The sequence below is a fragment of the Streptomyces griseus genome, assembly GCF_900460065.1.
Lineage (GTDB): Bacteria > Actinomycetota > Actinomycetes > Streptomycetales > Streptomycetaceae > Streptomyces > Streptomyces griseus.
Genome location: NZ_UAVD01000056.1, coordinates 1 through 15,446 on the forward strand (window position 1 = coordinate 1; position 15,446 = coordinate 15,446).

Annotated in this window: 16 protein-coding genes and 1 pseudogene; 11 read left to right on the top strand and 6 right to left on the bottom strand. The window is 71.5% G+C overall.

Annotated features, from left to right (window positions below; genetic code table 11):
• Together DTB53_RS33660 and DTB53_RS33665 are read right to left on the bottom strand one after the other, a co-directional pair.
• Nucleotides 1-855: ABC transporter permease (locus DTB53_RS33660; protein ID WP_146777741.1), on the bottom strand; the 855-nt coding region annotated here is incomplete at its 3' end.
• Entirely contained in the window at nucleotides 852-1,640 is a 789-nt protein-coding gene (locus DTB53_RS33665; protein WP_012380580.1) for an ABC transporter ATP-binding protein, read from the bottom strand. The genes DTB53_RS33660 and DTB53_RS33665, both read right to left, overlap by 4 nt.
• 539 nt (nucleotides 1,641-2,179) lie before the next feature.
• Here DTB53_RS33665 and DTB53_RS33670 point away from each other — a divergent pair.
• Nucleotides 2,180-3,994 carry an MFS transporter gene (locus DTB53_RS33670; protein WP_172595322.1) on the top strand — a complete coding sequence of 605 codons (1,815 nt, stop codon included), beginning with the start codon at nucleotides 2,180-2,182 and terminating at the stop codon, nucleotides 3,992-3,994.
• A gap of 45 nt (nucleotides 3,995-4,039) precedes the next feature.
• On the opposite strand, the gene DTB53_RS33675 is transcribed toward DTB53_RS33670, so the two are convergent.
• Nucleotides 4,040-4,534: a hypothetical protein gene (locus DTB53_RS33675; protein ID WP_012380578.1), complete on the bottom strand. Its 495-nt coding sequence runs from the start codon at nucleotides 4,532-4,534 to the stop codon at nucleotides 4,040-4,042.
• Between the two features lie 107 nt (nucleotides 4,535-4,641).
• Between DTB53_RS33675 and DTB53_RS33680 the strand changes: the two genes are divergently transcribed.
• The 3 genes and pseudogenes from DTB53_RS33680 to DTB53_RS33690 form a co-directional block, all read left to right on the top strand.
• The gene (locus DTB53_RS33680; RefSeq protein WP_003968613.1) at nucleotides 4,642-4,935 is read left to right on the top strand and encodes an ArsR/SmtB family transcription factor; all 294 of its coding nucleotides are present in this window, start codon (nucleotides 4,642-4,644) and stop codon (nucleotides 4,933-4,935) included.
• Complete coding sequence (locus DTB53_RS33685) at nucleotides 4,932-5,324, top strand: VOC family protein (RefSeq protein WP_003968612.1); 393 nt, start codon at nucleotides 4,932-4,934, stop codon at nucleotides 5,322-5,324. The genes DTB53_RS33680 and DTB53_RS33685 overlap by 4 nt, the downstream gene beginning before the upstream one ends.
• A gap of 39 nt (nucleotides 5,325-5,363) precedes the next feature.
• Nucleotides 5,364-5,721 (top strand): annotated as a pseudogene (locus DTB53_RS33690) (hypothetical protein); the annotation flags it as partial.
• Here the strand turns inward: DTB53_RS33690 and DTB53_RS33695 are convergent.
• The gene (locus DTB53_RS33695) at nucleotides 5,722-6,258 is read right to left on the bottom strand and encodes an ATP-binding protein (protein WP_012380576.1); all 537 of its coding nucleotides are present in this window, start codon (nucleotides 6,256-6,258) and stop codon (nucleotides 5,722-5,724) included.
• 167 nt (nucleotides 6,259-6,425) lie between these two features.
• Here DTB53_RS33695 and DTB53_RS33700 point away from each other — a divergent pair, with 167 nt between their 5' ends.
• The 7 genes from DTB53_RS33700 to DTB53_RS33730 all read left to right on the top strand — a co-directional run bounded on the left by DTB53_RS33700 (nucleotide 6,426) and on the right by DTB53_RS33730 (nucleotide 12,877).
• Nucleotides 6,426-7,340, top strand: coding sequence for a helix-turn-helix domain-containing protein (locus DTB53_RS33700; protein ID WP_042496985.1), 915 nt, complete (start codon nucleotides 6,426-6,428; stop codon nucleotides 7,338-7,340).
• Nucleotides 7,303-7,422 (top strand): DUF397 domain-containing protein, encoded by a 120-nt coding sequence (locus DTB53_RS37765; RefSeq protein WP_236586337.1) that lies wholly within the window; start codon nucleotides 7,303-7,305, stop codon nucleotides 7,420-7,422. The genes DTB53_RS33700 and DTB53_RS37765 overlap by 38 nt, the downstream gene beginning before the upstream one ends.
• 677 nt (nucleotides 7,423-8,099) lie before the next feature.
• Nucleotides 8,100-10,133 (top strand): sensor histidine kinase, encoded by a 2,034-nt coding sequence (locus tag DTB53_RS33710; protein ID WP_052295629.1) that lies wholly within the window; start codon nucleotides 8,100-8,102, stop codon nucleotides 10,131-10,133.
• 114 nt (nucleotides 10,134-10,247) lie between these two features.
• The gene (locus DTB53_RS33715; RefSeq protein ID WP_003968605.1) at nucleotides 10,248-10,664 is read left to right on the top strand and encodes a roadblock/LC7 domain-containing protein; all 417 of its coding nucleotides are present in this window, start codon (nucleotides 10,248-10,250) and stop codon (nucleotides 10,662-10,664) included.
• On the top strand, nucleotides 10,661-11,017 hold the full coding sequence (locus tag DTB53_RS33720) for a DUF742 domain-containing protein (RefSeq protein ID WP_012380572.1): 357 nt from the start codon (nucleotides 10,661-10,663) through the stop codon (nucleotides 11,015-11,017). Before DTB53_RS33715 ends, DTB53_RS33720 begins: the two co-directional genes overlap by 4 nt.
• Entirely contained in the window at nucleotides 10,998-11,612 is a 615-nt protein-coding gene (locus DTB53_RS33725) for a GTP-binding protein (RefSeq protein ID WP_003968603.1), read from the top strand. Before DTB53_RS33720 ends, DTB53_RS33725 begins: the two co-directional genes overlap by 20 nt.
• Complete coding sequence (locus DTB53_RS33730; protein ID WP_003968602.1) at nucleotides 11,609-12,877, top strand: cytochrome P450; 1,269 nt, start codon at nucleotides 11,609-11,611, stop codon at nucleotides 12,875-12,877. The genes DTB53_RS33725 and DTB53_RS33730 overlap by 4 nt, the downstream gene beginning before the upstream one ends.
• Before the next feature lie 169 nt (nucleotides 12,878-13,046).
• Here DTB53_RS33730 and DTB53_RS33735 read toward each other — a convergent pair whose 3' ends face one another.
• Nucleotides 13,047-14,198 carry a cytochrome P450 gene (locus DTB53_RS33735; protein WP_042496981.1) on the bottom strand — a complete coding sequence of 384 codons (1,152 nt, stop codon included), beginning with the start codon at nucleotides 14,196-14,198 and terminating at the stop codon, nucleotides 13,047-13,049.
• Between the two features lie 200 nt (nucleotides 14,199-14,398).
• Nucleotides 14,399-15,289, bottom strand: a complete 891-nt coding sequence (locus DTB53_RS33740) for a coiled-coil domain-containing protein (RefSeq protein WP_012380570.1) — start codon at nucleotides 15,287-15,289, stop codon at nucleotides 14,399-14,401.
• Between the last annotated feature and the right edge of the window lie 157 nt (nucleotides 15,290-15,446).

Sequence of the window (15,446 nt, forward strand, 5' to 3'; positions counted from 1 at the left end):
GAAGATGCCGACGAGGAAGGCGATTCCGGCGAAGCCGAGCATCGCGTACTTCATGACGTCCAGGAAGGAGCCCATCGAGTCCTTGTTGGCGTCCGTGGCCTCCTGCTGGGTCTGGAGCTTGTACGCGGCCGAGCCGTCGAGGACGGTGGCGACGTTCTTCTTCAGCTGGGTGTCGCTGACGCCGTTCTCCGCGCTCACCAGGATCTGTGTGAAGACGTCGGGGGCGCCGAGCAGCTGCTTCTGGGCGGTGGCGGTGTCGAGGTAGACGACGGCCGCGCCCGGGTTGGTGACGGTGAAGGACGCGATGCCGCTGATCTTCGCGGTGATGTCGCCGGTGGCCGCGATGGTGCGCAGCTCGTCGCCGAGCTTGAGCTCGTGCTTCTTCGCGGTGTCGGCGTCGATCATCACCTCGGTGGGTCCGCGGGGTGCGTGCCCGGCGGTGATCTCCATCGAACGCAGGTCGTTCTCGGTCCAGTTGCCCGCGATGGTGGGGGCTCCGGTCTCGGAGCCCATGTTCTTGTTCTCGCTGTTGACGACGGTGACCGCCATCGAGAAGACGGCGCCCTCCGCCTTCTTCACGCCGTCGGCCTTCGCGACCTCCTGGACGGCGGAGGCGGGCAGCGAGGCGGGCTTGCCGTTGTCGGGCTGCTCGTCGTCCCCGCCGGACGTCTTCGGGCTGACGGTGACATCGGGCGAGGTCACCGCGAAAAGCTTGTCGAAGGTGGTGTTCATCGTGTCGGTGAAGACGAGCGTGCCGCTGACGAACGCCACGGACAGCAGGACCGCCACGGCGGAGAGGGCCATCCGGCCCTTGTGCGCGAGGAAGTTGCGCACCGAGGTCTTCCAGACGGTCATGACGTCCGCCCGCGGGCGTCGAAGTGCTTCATGCGGTCGAGGACCTGGTCGGCGGTGGGGTTGTACATCTCGTCGACGATGGAACCGTCGGCGAGGTACAGCACCCGGTCCGCGTAGGAGGCGGCGACGGGGTCGTGGGTGACCATGACGATGGTCTGGCCCAGCTCGTCGACCGACTTGCGGAGGAAGGACAGGACTTCGGCCCCGGCGCGGGAGTCCAGGTTCCCGGTGGGCTCGTCACCGAAGATGATCTCCGGCCGGGCGGCGAGCGCCCTGGCGACGGCGACACGCTGCTGCTGACCGCCCGAGAGCTGGGTGGGGCGGTGCTTGAGGCGCTCGGAGAGCCCGACCGTCTCCACGACCTGCTGGAGCCAGGCGGCGTCGGGCTTGCGGCCCGCGATGTCCATCGGCAGCGTGATGTTCTCGATCGCGTTGAGCGTCGGGAGGAGGTTGAACGCCTGGAAGATGAACCCGATCCGGTCGCGCCGGAGTTGGGTGAGCTTCTTGTCCTTGAGCTTGGTGATCTCGGTCTCGTCGAGGAAGATCTCGCCCGACGTGACCGTGTCCAGCCCGGCCAGGCAGTGCATCAGCGTCGACTTGCCGGAGCCGGACGGGCCCATGATCGCCGTGAACTGCCCGCGGGCGATGTCCACGTCGACAAGGTCGAGCGCGACGACCCGGGTCTCCCCGGTGCCGTAGGCCTTCACAACCTGCCGCGCTCGCGCCGCGACGGCCGTACGCCCTCCAGTGCCCCCGTGCCTGGGAATGGTCACAGCCGTTGTCACGGTATTTCTCCTATGTCGGTCGATGACTGGACGTCAGTGGGTACGGTCCGAGTCTGGGTTCTTGACGGTGTCCGGCGCGATGGTGCCCAGCGCAGTCTTCAGGTGGGGTTTTCCCCACCTGCCCCCCTGCGGCGGCCCGTAGCGGCGACGTAAGAAGAGGTTAAGGAAACGCCCCCCGCCGCCACGTCCTCCGCCGGGAGGAACGGGCCCTGGCCACTATGAGGGGGCGCCCCCTAGGGGAATCGCCCCCCAGGTGGAGGCGGGGTCAGGGACGGCGTTCACCCCGGCGGGACCGCGGTCGGGGCGGTCGCCGAACCGGAGCGGAGGGGTCCGCCGCCGACCGCGGCCCACCACGCCGCTTTCCCCCGCCGGACCCTCGGCCGTTTCCCTGGGCCCTGTCGTCACACGGCCGCCCGACCCCGCAGGGCCGCCGTTGGGGCGACGACGGCAGTGTGACGACAGGACCTCGCCCCTCCCCGCAGGGCGCTGCCGGATGAGACAGTGCCCCGGGGAGATACGTGCATAGGGAAGGAAACCCGGTGAGCGGCACGGACGACAGGAGCGGCGTGGGCGCGGACGGCACAGCGGCGGGGGCCGGCGGGGACCGGACGGGCGCGGAGCCCGGAGGCACCCCCGGCGCGGGCGCGGACTCCGCCGGTCACGTCGGAGGCGCGGACGCCGCACCAACCGCGGGCGCGAGCGCGGGCGCAGGCGTGGGCACCGCACCAACCCCCGGCGCGGACACGGGCTCCGGCGCGGAGGCGGGAGCGGGCTCCGGCGCGGACGGCGCGGGCGGGCCGTCCGCCCTCACCACCCCCCGGGGCCGCCGGCCCGTCGTGGCGGCGCTCATGCTCGGCATGGCGCTGGCGGCCATCGACGGCACCATCGTGTCCACCGCCGTCCCCCAGATCGTCGGGGACCTCGGCGGGTTCACCGTCTTCTCCTGGCTTTTCTCCGGCTACCTGCTGGCCGTGACCGTGACGCTCCCCCTGTACGGGAAGCTCTCCGACACCTTCGGCCGCAAGCCGGTCCTGGTCGCCGGGATCGTCCTGTTCCTGATCGGCTCGGTCCTCTGCGCGGCCGCCTGGAACATGGGCTCGCTCATCGCCTTCCGCATCGTCCAGGGCCTGGGCGGCGGCGCGCTCCAGGGCACGGTCCAGACCATCGCGGCCGACCTCTACCCGCTCAAGGAACGCCCGCGCATCCAGGCGAAACTGTCGACGGTCTGGGCCACCTCCGCGGTCGCCGGGCCGGTGGTCGGCGGGCTGCTCGCCGGGTACGCCGACTGGCGGTGGATCTTCCTCATCAACCTCCCGGTCGGGGCGATCGCCCTCTGGCTGGTGGTCCGCCACCTCCACGAACCCGCACGCCCCCGCCCCGCCGTCCGGCCCCGCGTCGACTGGGCGGGCGCGCTCGCCGTCTTCGCGACCGGAGCCCTGCTGCTCACCGCGCTCGTGCAGGGCGGGGTCGCCTGGCCCTGGCTCTCGGCGCCCTCCCTCGGCCTGTTCGGGGTCAGCGCGGTGCTGGCCGCGCTCACCGTCGTGATCGAGCGGCGGGCGGCGGAGCCGATCATCCCGGGCTGGGTGTGGCGCCGGCGCACCATCGCCTCGGTCAACCTGGCGCTCGGCGCGCTGGGCCTGCTGATGGTCGCGCCGACCGTCTTCCTGCCCACGTACGCCCAGTCGGTGCTGGGCCTCGGCCCGATAGCGGCCGGCTTCGTGCTCTCCGTGATGACGCTGAGCTGGCCCGTCACGGCGGCCCTGTCCGACCGGGTCTACAACCGCATCGGCTTCCGGCTCACCGCGATCATCGGCATCGGAGCCGCCCTGCTGATCCTGCTGGCCTTCCCCCTCCTCCCCTACCCCGGCGAGCCCTGGCACCCGGCCCTGCTCATGCTCCTGCTCGGCGCGGCCCTCGGCCTCTTCCAACTCCCGCTGATCGTGGGCGTCCAGTCCACGGTCGGCTGGGCGGAGCGCGGTACGACGACGGCGTCCGTCCTCTTCTGCCGCCAGGTGGGCCAGAGCGTCGGCGCGGCGGTCTTCGGGGCCGTCGCCAACGGCGTCCTCGCCGCCCGCCTCCTCGACGCCCCGGTGACCGGCCTCCCCGACGACCTGGACGCGGTGGCCCGCGCCCTGGAGGATCCGGGCGCCCTGTCGGCGGCGGCGACGGACTACCTGCGCCGGGCGGTCGACGCGGCGGTGGACCACGTCTACATCGGCGCGGCCGGCGCCGCGGCCCTCGCCCTGCTCGCCCTGGTCGTCCTCGCCCCGCGCCGCTTCCCGGTCATCACGGAGACGGCCGGCGCCCCCAGGGCCGCGGCGACGGCGGCGGACCGGCAGGACAGCCCCTCGTAGGACCTGTCTCGTCGGACCGCCGCCCGCCGGGCGTCCCCACGACGCTCACGGCGTCTTCCCGATCGTCAGCGCCCGCGCCCGCTCACCGCCGTTCTCCGGGCTGATCCGCTCGGCCAGGCAGCGCCGATGGCAGACGACGGTGTGGCTTCCGGGGCCGTCGTGGCTCCGCGAGTCCAGGACGAGGGCCTCCCCGCCGGGGCCCAGCGTGAGCGGCTCTCCGCAGAAGTCGCAGCGCCCGACCAGTGCTTCCAGGTCGTCGGGCCGCAAGCTGAGCCGCACCGATACCGGTGCGTGCCAGCGGGTTATCCACTCGATCACCGCGTCGACCCTCGAACCGACGGGGGGAAAGAGCGCGAGCAGCTCGTCATGGGTACGCGTGGACGAGGAGAACTGCGCGATCATGTCGATGGACGCCGACAGGCGCGCGTTCTCGTAGCCGTCGAGCGCGACGGTCACGCCCCACGGGTGATGGGCGAGGACCGTGGCACCGACCCGCTGGCCCGGCATCAGCGCCAGGCTCTCCGTCTCGAACCGTTCCATGAACCGCTCCCCTTCTCTTCCCGGCCGACAGGACGCCCGGCAGGAACGCCCGGCAGGTTGTCGTGACCACCTTGATAGGCAAGTCGTTACTTGCCTATGGTGGGGTCATGGCGGACGATGTCTTCAAGGCCCTGGCCGACCCCACCCGGCGGCGCATCCTCGACGAACTGGCCGACCGGAACGGCCAGACCCTGTTCGAGATATGCGCGCGGCTGACGACCCGACACGGCCTGGGCCTGTCCCGCCAGGCGGTCAGCCAGCACCTGGCCGTCCTGGAAGCGGCCGGCCTGGTCGTGTCGCGCCGCGAGGGCCGCTACAAGTTCCACGACCTGAGAACCGACCCGCTCAAGCACATCGTCAGCAGATGGCTCGGGCCGCAACCACCGGAGAGCACCCCATGAGGATCAACCTGACCAGTGTCTTCGTCGAGGACCAGGAGAAGGCCCTGCGGTTCTACACGGACGTCCTGGGCTTCGAGAAGAAGCACGACGTCCCGCTCGGCGGCGAGGACCGCTGGCTGACCGTGGTCTCCCCGGAGGACCCCGACGGCGTCGAGCTCCTCCTGGAGCCGAACAAGCACCCCGCCGTGATGCCGTACACGACGGCCCTCGTCGAGGACGGCATCCCGGCCACCGCCTTCGCCGTGGACGACGTACGGGCGGAGTTCGACCGGCTGAGCGAGCTCGGTGTGCGGTTCACCCAGGAGCCGACGGAGATGGGCTCCGTCACCACCGCGGTCCTGGACGACACCGTCGGCAACCTGATCCAGATCATGCACACCGGCTCCTGACACCGCGCCGGCGAGCTGCGAGGGCCGATATCGGATCGCGTGGCAGGGAACTTCGCCCGGCTCGGCCACCGACGCCTGGTCTACACGAACACCATGAGCGCGCTGCCGGAGACGACGGGCATGTTCGAGCGCGCCATGGGGGGCCGGAGTGGGGATCGCACGGGTCCTGCTCACCGCCTCCGACGCCACCACCCGCGAGCGACTCGAAGGACGGGAACTCGGGTCGGAGCTGGAGCAGGAGCTGGCAGCGAGTCTTCGCGAGGCGCGACTCCTCGACCTGCGGGCCCATGTGAACACCGTGCGCGTGGCCACGGACGGACGGCTCGTCACCGACATCGCGCGGGAGGTGATCGCCGCCACCGGCTGGACCGGGCTCCACCCCGCCGGCCGTGCGTGATCATCCGTGCTCCTCGCCCCCACCGTCAGGAAGGCCGGCGGCCACCTCCGCCCACACGATCTTCCCGATCGGGTTCCGGGGCTCCCACCCCCACTTCGTCGCCAGGCATTCCACCAGGAAGAGGCCACGCCCCGACTCCTCGTCCTCCGGGGCAAGCGTCGCCTGCTCGGGGGTCCGGCCGAGCACGGCGTCCGAGACCTCGATACGGAAGCGGCTCGCCGGGCCCTCGTAGTCCACCCGCACATGGAAGTTCCGCCCCCGCAACCGCCCGTGGCACACCGCGTTGGCGGCCAGCTCCGCCACCACCAGGGCCACCGAGCACGACGCGTCCGTCATCGGCCCGAACCCCCAGTACCCCAGCTGCCGCACCACCGTGCGACGGGCGAGCCGTGCTCCCCGGGGCGTCGAGGGGAACTGCCGCGACAGGCTCCCGTAGCCGTTGGCGGTCAGCCCGAAGCGGCGCGGGAGGGGCGGGGCCTCTTCCTGCCGGGCGGCCCCCGTCTCCGCAGGCGTCTTCTTGCCGGTCATGCCGACCATCCGTTCACTCGACTCCTCTCACGTCACCCACACGTGCGGGTTCCGTGACGTTCCGTACTCAAGAGTCGGCCGCGCGTCCTAGCCTCGGAAGGTGACAGCGCCTTACCCCGCGGGCCGTAAGAATCGGAAGTAGACCCATGGCCAGAGCAATCGACCCGCAGTCCTCCATGGCCGCCCTCTTCGGGTCGCGCCTGCGCAAGCTCCGCGTCGCGGCCGGACTCACCCAGGCCGAGGTGGGCTCGCTCGCGCACGTGGTCAGCAGCCGCATCGCCCAACTGGAGCGCGCGACCGGCGCGAAGCCCACACTGGAGCTGACCCGGGTCCTGGACAGGGAGCTGGTGGCGGACGAGTTACTGATCGACCTCTGGCCGTACGTGTACCGGGAGGCGTTCCCGGACTGGTCGCGCGCGTTCATCGCGTACTCCGCCCGCGCGGCGGTGATTCGCGAGTACGCCTCGCACGTTGTGCCCGGTCTGCTGCAAACCCCGGAATACGCACGGGCGTTGCTGAGCGTGGGCCACACGCTGCGGGACGCCGAACATCTGGAGGAACGTCTCGCGGCCCGGCTCGACCGCCAGGTGCGGCTGACCGGCTCGGACCGGCCGGATCTGTGGATCATCCTCGACGAGGCCGTGCTGCGCCGGCCGATCGGCGGATCCGCCGTGATGCGAGCCCAGTTGGAGAAGCTGCTCAGGATGTCTGAGGAGCCCGACATCACCATCCAGGTGCTGCCCTTCGACCAAGGTGCGCACGGCTCACTGGGCGGTTCGCTCACCGTGCTGGTGATGCCGGACGGCACCGAGGTCGCCTACACGGAAGGCGCGCACTACGGCCAGTTGACCGAGGAACCGGACGAGGTCGAACGGTTCGTTCTCACTTACGATCAGCTCAGGGCGATGGCACTGCCGCCGCTGATGTCACTCGCCATGATTCGATCCGTACTGGAGGCCGATCACCGTGCAGCGAGTGTCCCGTCCCGATCTGACCGCCGCCGCCTGGCGCAGCAGCAGCTACAGCAACCAGGAGGGCGGCAACTGCGTGCAGGTGGCGGACGGATTCCCCGGCGTCGTCCCGGTCCGTGACAGCAAGAACCCCACCGGCCCCGCCCTCGTCCTCCCCGCCGCAGCCTGGAGCGCGTTCATCGAAGCGGTCACCGCTCACTGAAGACGTGTCCGGAACCCGGAACCGGCAAGATGATGTGCGACGATGCGGAGCCGCGTACGGGCGACGGACCAGGGCCGGTGGACGGCACCGCACAGCGATGCACGAGGCGATCGAGAGGCGCGCGCCCTCCGCGTACGCCGTGCGGCACCCGCCGAGGCGGACCGGCCCGGCGGCGCGCGACCGTACGCGCCGCCCCGGTCCGGGTCCGCCACCATCCCACTGACTGGTGTCACCCCACATTTACCGGTGCCATTCCGGACGCATTGACGTCGAAACACCGACCGACGCGATCCGACGATACTTTCCAGATTGGCCGAAAAGGATTCCTCGAACTCCCCGGCATCACCGCTTCGCGGCTGAAGGGAAGTCGACCGACGCACCCGGCGCATATGCCCCGACCATTCTCCTGGGGCCCATTCCGTTCCGATGCCCGTCAGCGCGGTGCACATCCCAGCGCATACCACGACGGCCAGGCCCCGCTGGCCACTTCCCGACAAAATCACTCTGCCTACGGACTATGCCGCAGACCGGATCATCCGCCGCACAAGCATGTCTACGATGTGGTCAACCCCTGACAGGAAAGATCGCTTCCGCTTTTCTCCGATGCACCAAGGTGATCTGCACCTTCTCGGAGCGGCCGCATACCTTCTGCCCGGTAGAACCGAGGGACCGCATTCATGCCGAAACCCGCACCAGCCAGTCAGCATCGGCCGAGGAAAACGCCGAGGGCCGCGATAGCCCCGCTCGTGGCCGTGTTGTCGGCGAGTGCCGTCGCCGGAGCCGTGGCAGCGACTCTGGCTCCCTCGGAGGCCCGCGGCTGGGTTGTGGCGGTGGTGCTCACCGCCTGGGTGGCCCTGGCCGTCACGCTCATCACCGCCCACGGCGTCACCCGGCGGGCCCGGCGCGCGGCCTCGGACCGGGCCGCCGAGGTCGAACGGCTCCAGGCCTCGCTGGCCGCCCTCGAAACGGACACGGCGCACACCGCGGACGTGGCGCTGCCCGCGTTGATCCAGCTCGTACGCGGCGGAGTGGAGGCCTCCGACGCCCTCGGCCGGATCCCCCTGCCGCGCAGCCCGCGTCAGCGCAAGCTGCTGCACGTCCTCGCGACCACCGTCGAAGGGCTGACGCAGCAGACCGCCTCGCTGCGGACGGAGAGCACCCGGGTCCACGACGAGCTGGGGGCGGAGAACGCCCGGCTCCGGGACGAGTTGCGCGCGCTGACCTCCGAGGTGGACCGGTTCACGCGGGAGACGCTGCCGGGCGTGGTCACCAGGCTCCGTGAGGGCGAGTCCGGGTCCGCGGTGCAGTCCGAGGTGTACCTGCCGGAACAGCCGCTGCTGCGCGCGTCGATCGAGGCGGTGCTCCGGGAGCTCGCGCTCAGCGAGCGCCGTGCCCTCGCGGCGACGACCGCGTCGGCCAAGGCCCTCAGCCGGGTCCAGGCGAAGTCCGTCAGCATGCTCGCCGACCTGCGCGGCATGCAGGAACGTCACGGCGAAGAGGTGTTCGGGGATCTGCTGCGGCTGGACCACAGCACCTCGCAGCTCGGTCTGATGACGGACCGGCTGGCGCTGCTCATGGGCGGCCGGCCGAGCCGCGCCTGGAACAGGCCGATCGTCATGGAGAGCATCCTGCGCGGCGCGGTCGGCCGCATCGCCGCCTACCAGCGCGTGCGGCTGCACTGCTCGTCCGGCGTCTCCATCTCCGGCTTCGCCGCCGAAGGCGTCATGCACCTGCTCGCCGAACTGATGGACAACGCCGCCAACTTCTCGCCGCCCATCGACGAGGTGCACGTCTACGTCGAGGAACGCGGCACCGGCATCGTCGTCACCATCGAGGACAGCGGCCTGAAGATGGCCGACGCGGCGATGCGGCGGGCGGCGGACTCCGTCGCCGGCCGGATGACCGACCTCGCGGCCCTCCAGGGCACCCGGCTCGGCCTCGCGGTCGTGGGACGGCTCGCGCTCAAGCACCGGATCAGCGTCAACTACCGCCCGTCCTCGCGCGGCGGCACGGGCGTGGTCGTCCTGCTGCCCCGGCATCTGATCGCGCAGGAGCCCCGGGAGAACCACCACGCGCCGGCCCAGCGCGCGGTCGCCGCACCCGCCTACCCGGCACCGGCGCCCGCGTCGACCGCACCCGCGCCGACGCCGCCCGCGCCCGCCTACCCGGCACCGGCCGCACCGGCCTCCCCGGAGCCGTTGCCCGCACCCGTACCGCCGGCGCCGTCCGCCACGCCGCCGCCCGTCGCCGCCGCGCCCCTGCCGCCCGCCGTGCCGGAAGCGGTCGCGCCGGCCCCCGTGACGCCTCCGGCGCCCTCGACGGCGGACAACCGCTTCGTGGTCCGCCCGCGCGAGCACGGGCGGGGGACCGCAGGCCCGGCGGTGAACTCCACCCCCGGCGGCCTGCCCGTACGCACGCCCGGCCGCACCATGGCGGAGGCGGACCGGGAGCGCGGTCGCCACCGCGGCTCGCCCGCGCCCGCCTCCCCGCGGGACCCGCGCGGCAACACTCCAAGGACCTCCCCGCCACGCAGCGCGGGACAGCAGTTCGGCGCCTTCCGGCGCGGCACGAAGCCCGGCGGCAACCCCGGCGGCAATCCCGGTGACACCCTCGGCGGTGGTCCCGGACATCCCGAAGGCCGAGCCGGAGACCCCGACGGCAGAGCCGAAGGGCCCGACGGCGGGACCGTACCGCCGACCACCGCTCCGTAACCGGAACGCCCATCCGTTCGGTGTCCGGTCCACCGGACGCGCTCGCTCGAACACCCGAGATTGGAGGTACGGGCCCTCGCCGCTCCCCCGGCGCCACGGTCCCGTTCACTCATCATGCAGACCACAGACAACAGCCTCACCTGGCTCCTGCAGAGGCTCCTCGAGCAGACCCCCGGCACCCGGCACGCCCTGGCCCTGTCACGCGACGGGCTCAAGCTCTGCTGGACCGAGCACCTCACCCTCGACCAGGCCGACCAACTGGCGGCCATCTGCTCGGGCATGCAGGCCCTCGCCCAGGGCGCTTCCATCGAGTTCGGCGACAGCACCGGCGGCGTCCGGCACTCGATGACCGAGTTCCACGGCGGGCTGCTGTTCATCGTCGAGGCCGGTGAGGGCGCGCACCTGGCCGTCGTCGCCACGGAGGAGGCCGACCCCAGCGTGGTGGGCCACCAGATGACGGAGATGGTCGAGCAGATCGGCGAGCACCTGCGCGCCGCACCACGCGGCGAGGTGCCGAGGAGCACGTCATGACCCTTCGCCCCGTCGACACCGGCGCTCCCGACCGGCTCTACACGGTCACCGGCGGACGGAGCCGCTCCGCCGACTCCTTCGACCTGGTGACCCTCGTGGTCAGCGAGTGCCGGCCCACCGCCGGAATGCAGTCGGAGCACGCGTGGATCCTCGACCTGTGCCGCCACCCGACCGCCGTCGTCGAGATCGCCGCCGAACTCTCGCTGCCCGTCACCGTGGTGCGCATCCTGCTCGACGACCTCCACGACATGGGCCGCATCACCGCCCGCCACCCGCGTACGGCCGCCTCACCCAGCGCGCTGCCCGACTCCGACCTGCTGAAGGAGGTGCTCCATGGACTCCGGAAGCTATGAGCTCCCGGACCGGCGCACGCCGCTGGCCGACGCCGCGGAAACCGGCCTGAAGATAGTCGTCGTCGGAGGCTTCGGCGTCGGCAAGACCACGCTCGTCCACTCCGTGAGCGAGATCCGGCCGCTGAACACCGAAGAGGTCATGACGCAGGCGGGCGTCGGCGTCGACGAGACGGAAGGCGTCGACGCGAAGACGACCACCACGGTCGCCTTCGACTTCGGACGCATCAGCCTCAACGAGCGCATCGTGCTCTACCTGTTCGGCGCCCCGGGCCAGGAACGCTTCTGGTTCCTGTGGGACCGCCTGTTCTCCGGCACGCTGGGCGCCGTGGTCCTCGTGGACACCCGTCGGATGGACGACTCCTGGTACGCGATCGACCGGCTGGAACACCACGGCACACCGTTCGTGGTGGCGGTCAACCGCTTCGACGACGACCTCGCCCACTCCCTCGACGAGATCCGTCAGGCCCTGGCCCTGCCCGAGCACATCCCGATGATCGACTGCGACGCCCGGGTCCGGCGGTCCAGCAAGAACGTCCTGATCACGCTCGTCGACCATCTGCGCACGATGGCCATCGCCCGGGAGACGACACCATGAGCACCTCCAGCCCCTCCTTCGGTCCCCAGGCCCCCGCGAGCTGCCCGGTCGGCGCCGGCGCCGGTGCGGTGCGGCTGTCCGGAGCCTCCTACCAGCAGACGCCCACGCAGCTCTACCGTTCGCTGCGACGGGACCACGGGGCGGTGGCGCCGGTGCTGCTGGACGGTGACGTGCCGGCCTGGCTGGTACTCGGCTACGCCGAACTGTCCTACGTCCTCACGCACGACGAGCTGTTCGCGCGGGACTCGCGCCGCTGGAACCAGTGGGAGACCATCCCCCCGGACTGGCCGCTGATGCCGTTCGTCGGCTACCAGCCGTCGGTGCTGTTCACCGAGGGCGACGAGCACCGGCGCAGGGCCGGCGTCATCACCGAAGCCCTCGAAGGCATCGACCAGTTCGAGCTGGCCCGTGACTGCCGGCGCATCGCCGACCGCCTCATCGCGGACTTCGCCGGCAGCGGCCGTACGGAGCTGATGAGCAGTTACGTCCACGCCCTGCCGATGCGGGCCGTGGTCGAGATGTGCGGCATGCCGGTGTCGGGCTCCGACACCCAGCAGCTGGTGGACGACCTGCGCATCTCGCTCGACGCCGGCGAGGGCGACGACCCGGTGGCGGCCTACGGGCGCGTCGGCGACCGGCTGCGCCAACTGGTCGAGGACAAGCGGGCGGCACCCGGCGCCGACATCACCTCCCGCATGGTGACGCACGGGGCCGGTCTCACGGACGAGGAGATCGTCCAGGACCTGATCTCGGTGATCGCCGCCGCCCAGCAGCCCACCGCGAACTGGATCTGCAACACGCTGCGGCTCCTCCTGACGGACGAACGCTTCGCGCTGAACGTCTCCGGCGGCCGGCTCAGCGTCGGGGAGGCGCTCAACGAGGTGCTGTGGCTCGACACCCCGACGCAGAACTTCATCGGCCGCTGGGCCGTACGGGACACCCAGCTCGGCGGCCGGCACATCCGGGCGGGCGACTGCCTGGTCCTCGGACTCGCCGCGGCCAACACTGACCCGGAGATCTGGCCGGAGAGCTACGTCGGCGCCGAGAACTCCGCGCACCTGTCGTTCAGCGGCGGCGAACACCGCTGCCCCTACCCCGCCCCGCTGCTCGCCGACGTGATGGCCCGTACGGCGGTGGAGACGCTGCTGGAACAGCTGCCGGACCTGATGCTGGCGGTCGATCCGACGGAGCTCTCCTGGCGCCCGTCGATCTGGATGCGCGGACTGTCGACGCTGCCGGTCCAGTTCAGCCCGATGGCGCAGTAGCGGCCCGCGGCGAGGCCCGGCAGCGGCCTGCGCTGCGGCGCACGGTCGGAACGGCGCCTCGGCGGTACGCGGTCGGAGCAGCGCCTCGGCGGTGCGAGCGGCGTTCTCGGGGTGCGAGCGGCCGGATTCGTGATGGATCCGGCCGCTCGGCCCGACGTGGACGTCCCGGTCAGCCGGACACCGGCGTGAAGCGGACCGGAAGGCTCTGCGGTCCTCGGGTGAAGACACCGCGCTCGACCGGGTCGAAGCCGTCCGCCAGCCGCAGGTCCGGCATCGCGTCCAGCAACTGCCCCACCCCGATCTCCACCTCGGCCTTCGCCAGCAGAGCACCGACGCAGAAGTGCCGGCCGAGGGCGAAGGCGAGATGGTCGGCCGCCGCCGAGAAGGCGTTGGTGGCGGTCAGGTCCTCACGGAAGATGTCGAAGGAGTCCGGGTTCCGGTAGCGGTCCTCGTCACGGTTGGCCGCACCGATCAGGCAGGTGACCGTGACCCCCGCCGGTACGGTCCCGCCGCTGAGCTCCACCTCCGTCGCCGACTTGCGCATGATCATGTGCACCGGCGGTGTGTAGCGCAGCGTCTCGGCGAAGGCGCGGGGTATCAGACCGCGGTCGGCGCGGACCGCCTCCAGCTGCTCCGGATGGCGCAGCAGATTGGTGAAGATGCCGGCGATGGCCTTGTCGGTGGTCTCGCCCCCGGCGGCCAGCAGCAGACTGCAGAACGCCTTGATGTCCTCGTCGCCCATGCGGACGCCGTCGACCTCCGCGGTGCACAGCGTCGACAACAGGTCGTCGCCCGGCGCCTCCCGCCGCTTCCGGATGATCGGCAGCATGTACTCGGCGAACTCGACGCGCGTACGCTCACCCGCCCGCGCCACCTCCGCGTCACCGGAGAGATTGCCGAGGAACGCGATGACGGCCGTGTACCAGCCGTGGAATCGCTCGTAGTCGGACTTGTCGAGTCCGAGCATGTCGGCAATGACGTTGACGGGAAAGCGGGTGGCGTAGTCGGCGACCAGATCGGCGGAACCCGCGTCACGGAACCCGTCGATCAATTCGCGCGAATTGCGCTCGATGACCGGTAAAAACTTCTCCCGCAGATCGCTGCCCCGGAAGGCGGGGGCGACCAGGGCCCGCCGCACGGCGTGCTCACGCCCGCTGAGCTGGAGAATCGTCCGCCCGTGCACGGGTTCGATCTGCCAGTCGTAGTTCTCGGTGGTGAATTCGCCTTCTTTGTCCTTGAAGACGCGCTCGACGTCCTCGTAACGCGAGACGATGTAGCTGCCGGTGGCCTCGTGCCACATCAGGGGCGTGTCCTGACGCATCAGGCGATAAGCCCGATACGGATCTCTCTCGAACTCCGGTGACAAAATGTCCGGCGCTGGGACCGACATGAACACTCCCTGCTGAACGGGGAACGGAAACGTGTGAACTGAACGCTTCCATCACCTCCCGAGAACACGCGTTCGTCAAGAGTTGCCACCCGTTGCGACCTGCCGGGACCGCCGGAACCGCGGGGACCCGCTCAGTCCTCCGCCGCCACCCGCCCCGTCAGCGCCGCCAGCGAGCTGCGCACGTGCGCCATGTGCGCCTGGACCTCCTCGCGGCCCTCCTCGTGCTCCCGCAGGATCCGGTCCGTCTCCCGGACCACCCGCTCCTCCCGGACCCGGGCCTCGGCCAGCAGCTCCGCCGCCCGCGCCTCCGCGTCCTCCTGGCCGTGCCGGGCCGCCTCCTGCGTGGCGGCGAGGTCCCGGCCGGCCTCCGAGAGCAGCGCCTCGGCCCGCTCGGTCAGCCCCGCGAACCGGGCCTCCGAAGCCGCCTCCCGGTCGGCCAGTTCGGCCTCGGCCGCCTTGAGGCGCTCCGCGTGCTCCTGCTCCTGGTGGGCCAGCACGCTCGCCGTACGGTCACGGGTCGCCGCCATCGCGGAAGCCGCCGCCGACCGCACCTCCTCGGCGTCCTGCCGGGCCGCGGCGAGGAGGCCCTCCGCCTCCCGGACCGCCGCGGCCACCCGCTCGTCGGCCGCCCGGTCCGCCGCCGCACGCACCTCGCCGGCCGCCCCGCGCGCCGCGTCGCCGGCCGCCCGGCCCGCCGCCTCGGCCGCGTCCCGCAGCTCCTGGCCCGCCGCCACCGCCCCGGCGTCCAGCGCCTCCGCCTCGCTCACGGCCAGCGCCAGGATCCGCTGCGCCCGCTCCCCCAGCTCCGCGTAGTCCTGCGCGGGCAGCGTCGCCACGGTCTCGGCCAGTCGGGCGGACTCGGCGAGCAGCTCCTCCACCCGGCCCGTCAGCCGCCCGAGCTCGTCGAGCGCGGCGTCCCGCTCGGCGATCAGGGCGGCCGTCGCCCGGTCCACCTGATCCGGACGGTAGCCACGCCCCCGCACCCCGACCACGTCGTACGCGGACACCGGTCCAGCACTCATCCCTGAAACCTCTCTCCGACCAGCCGACACGCTCTGCCACGCTCCGACACCCGTGATAGGTCAAGGATGCGGCAATTGATGCCGGAAGTCGGAATCGATCAGCGGCATTCAGGCCGGAAGCGACCGGCATCACAGACCCGGGCGAACCGGTGATCAT

Bases quoted from the DNA above. Each gene is read 5' to 3' on its own strand.
- DTB53_RS33675 (WP_012380578.1), bottom strand. From the start codon at position 4,534: ATGGAACGGTTCGAGACGGAGAGCCTGGCGCTGATGCCGGGCCAGCGG.
- DTB53_RS33680 (WP_003968613.1), top strand. From the start codon at position 4,642: ATGGCGGACGATGTCTTCAAGGCCCTGGCCGACCCCACCCGGCGGCGC.
- DTB53_RS33685 (WP_003968612.1), top strand. From the start codon at position 4,932: ATGAGGATCAACCTGACCAGTGTCTTCGTCGAGGACCAGGAGAAGGCC.
- DTB53_RS33695 (WP_012380576.1), bottom strand. From the start codon at position 6,258: ATGGTCGGCATGACCGGCAAGAAGACGCCTGCGGAGACGGGGGCCGCC.
- DTB53_RS33700 (WP_042496985.1), top strand. From the start codon at position 6,426: ATGGCCGCCCTCTTCGGGTCGCGCCTGCGCAAGCTCCGCGTCGCGGCC.
- DTB53_RS33710 (WP_052295629.1), top strand. From the start codon at position 8,100: ATGCCGAAACCCGCACCAGCCAGTCAGCATCGGCCGAGGAAAACGCCG.
- DTB53_RS33715 (WP_003968605.1), top strand. From the start codon at position 10,248: ATGCAGACCACAGACAACAGCCTCACCTGGCTCCTGCAGAGGCTCCTC.
- DTB53_RS33720 (WP_012380572.1), top strand. From the start codon at position 10,661: ATGACCCTTCGCCCCGTCGACACCGGCGCTCCCGACCGGCTCTACACG.
- DTB53_RS33725 (WP_003968603.1), top strand. From the start codon at position 10,998: ATGGACTCCGGAAGCTATGAGCTCCCGGACCGGCGCACGCCGCTGGCC.
- DTB53_RS33730 (WP_003968602.1), top strand. From the start codon at position 11,609: ATGAGCACCTCCAGCCCCTCCTTCGGTCCCCAGGCCCCCGCGAGCTGC.
- DTB53_RS33735 (WP_042496981.1), bottom strand. From the start codon at position 14,198: ATGCGTCAGGACACGCCCCTGATGTGGCACGAGGCCACCGGCAGCTAC.
- DTB53_RS33740 (WP_012380570.1), bottom strand. From the start codon at position 15,289: ATGAGTGCTGGACCGGTGTCCGCGTACGACGTGGTCGGGGTGCGGGGG.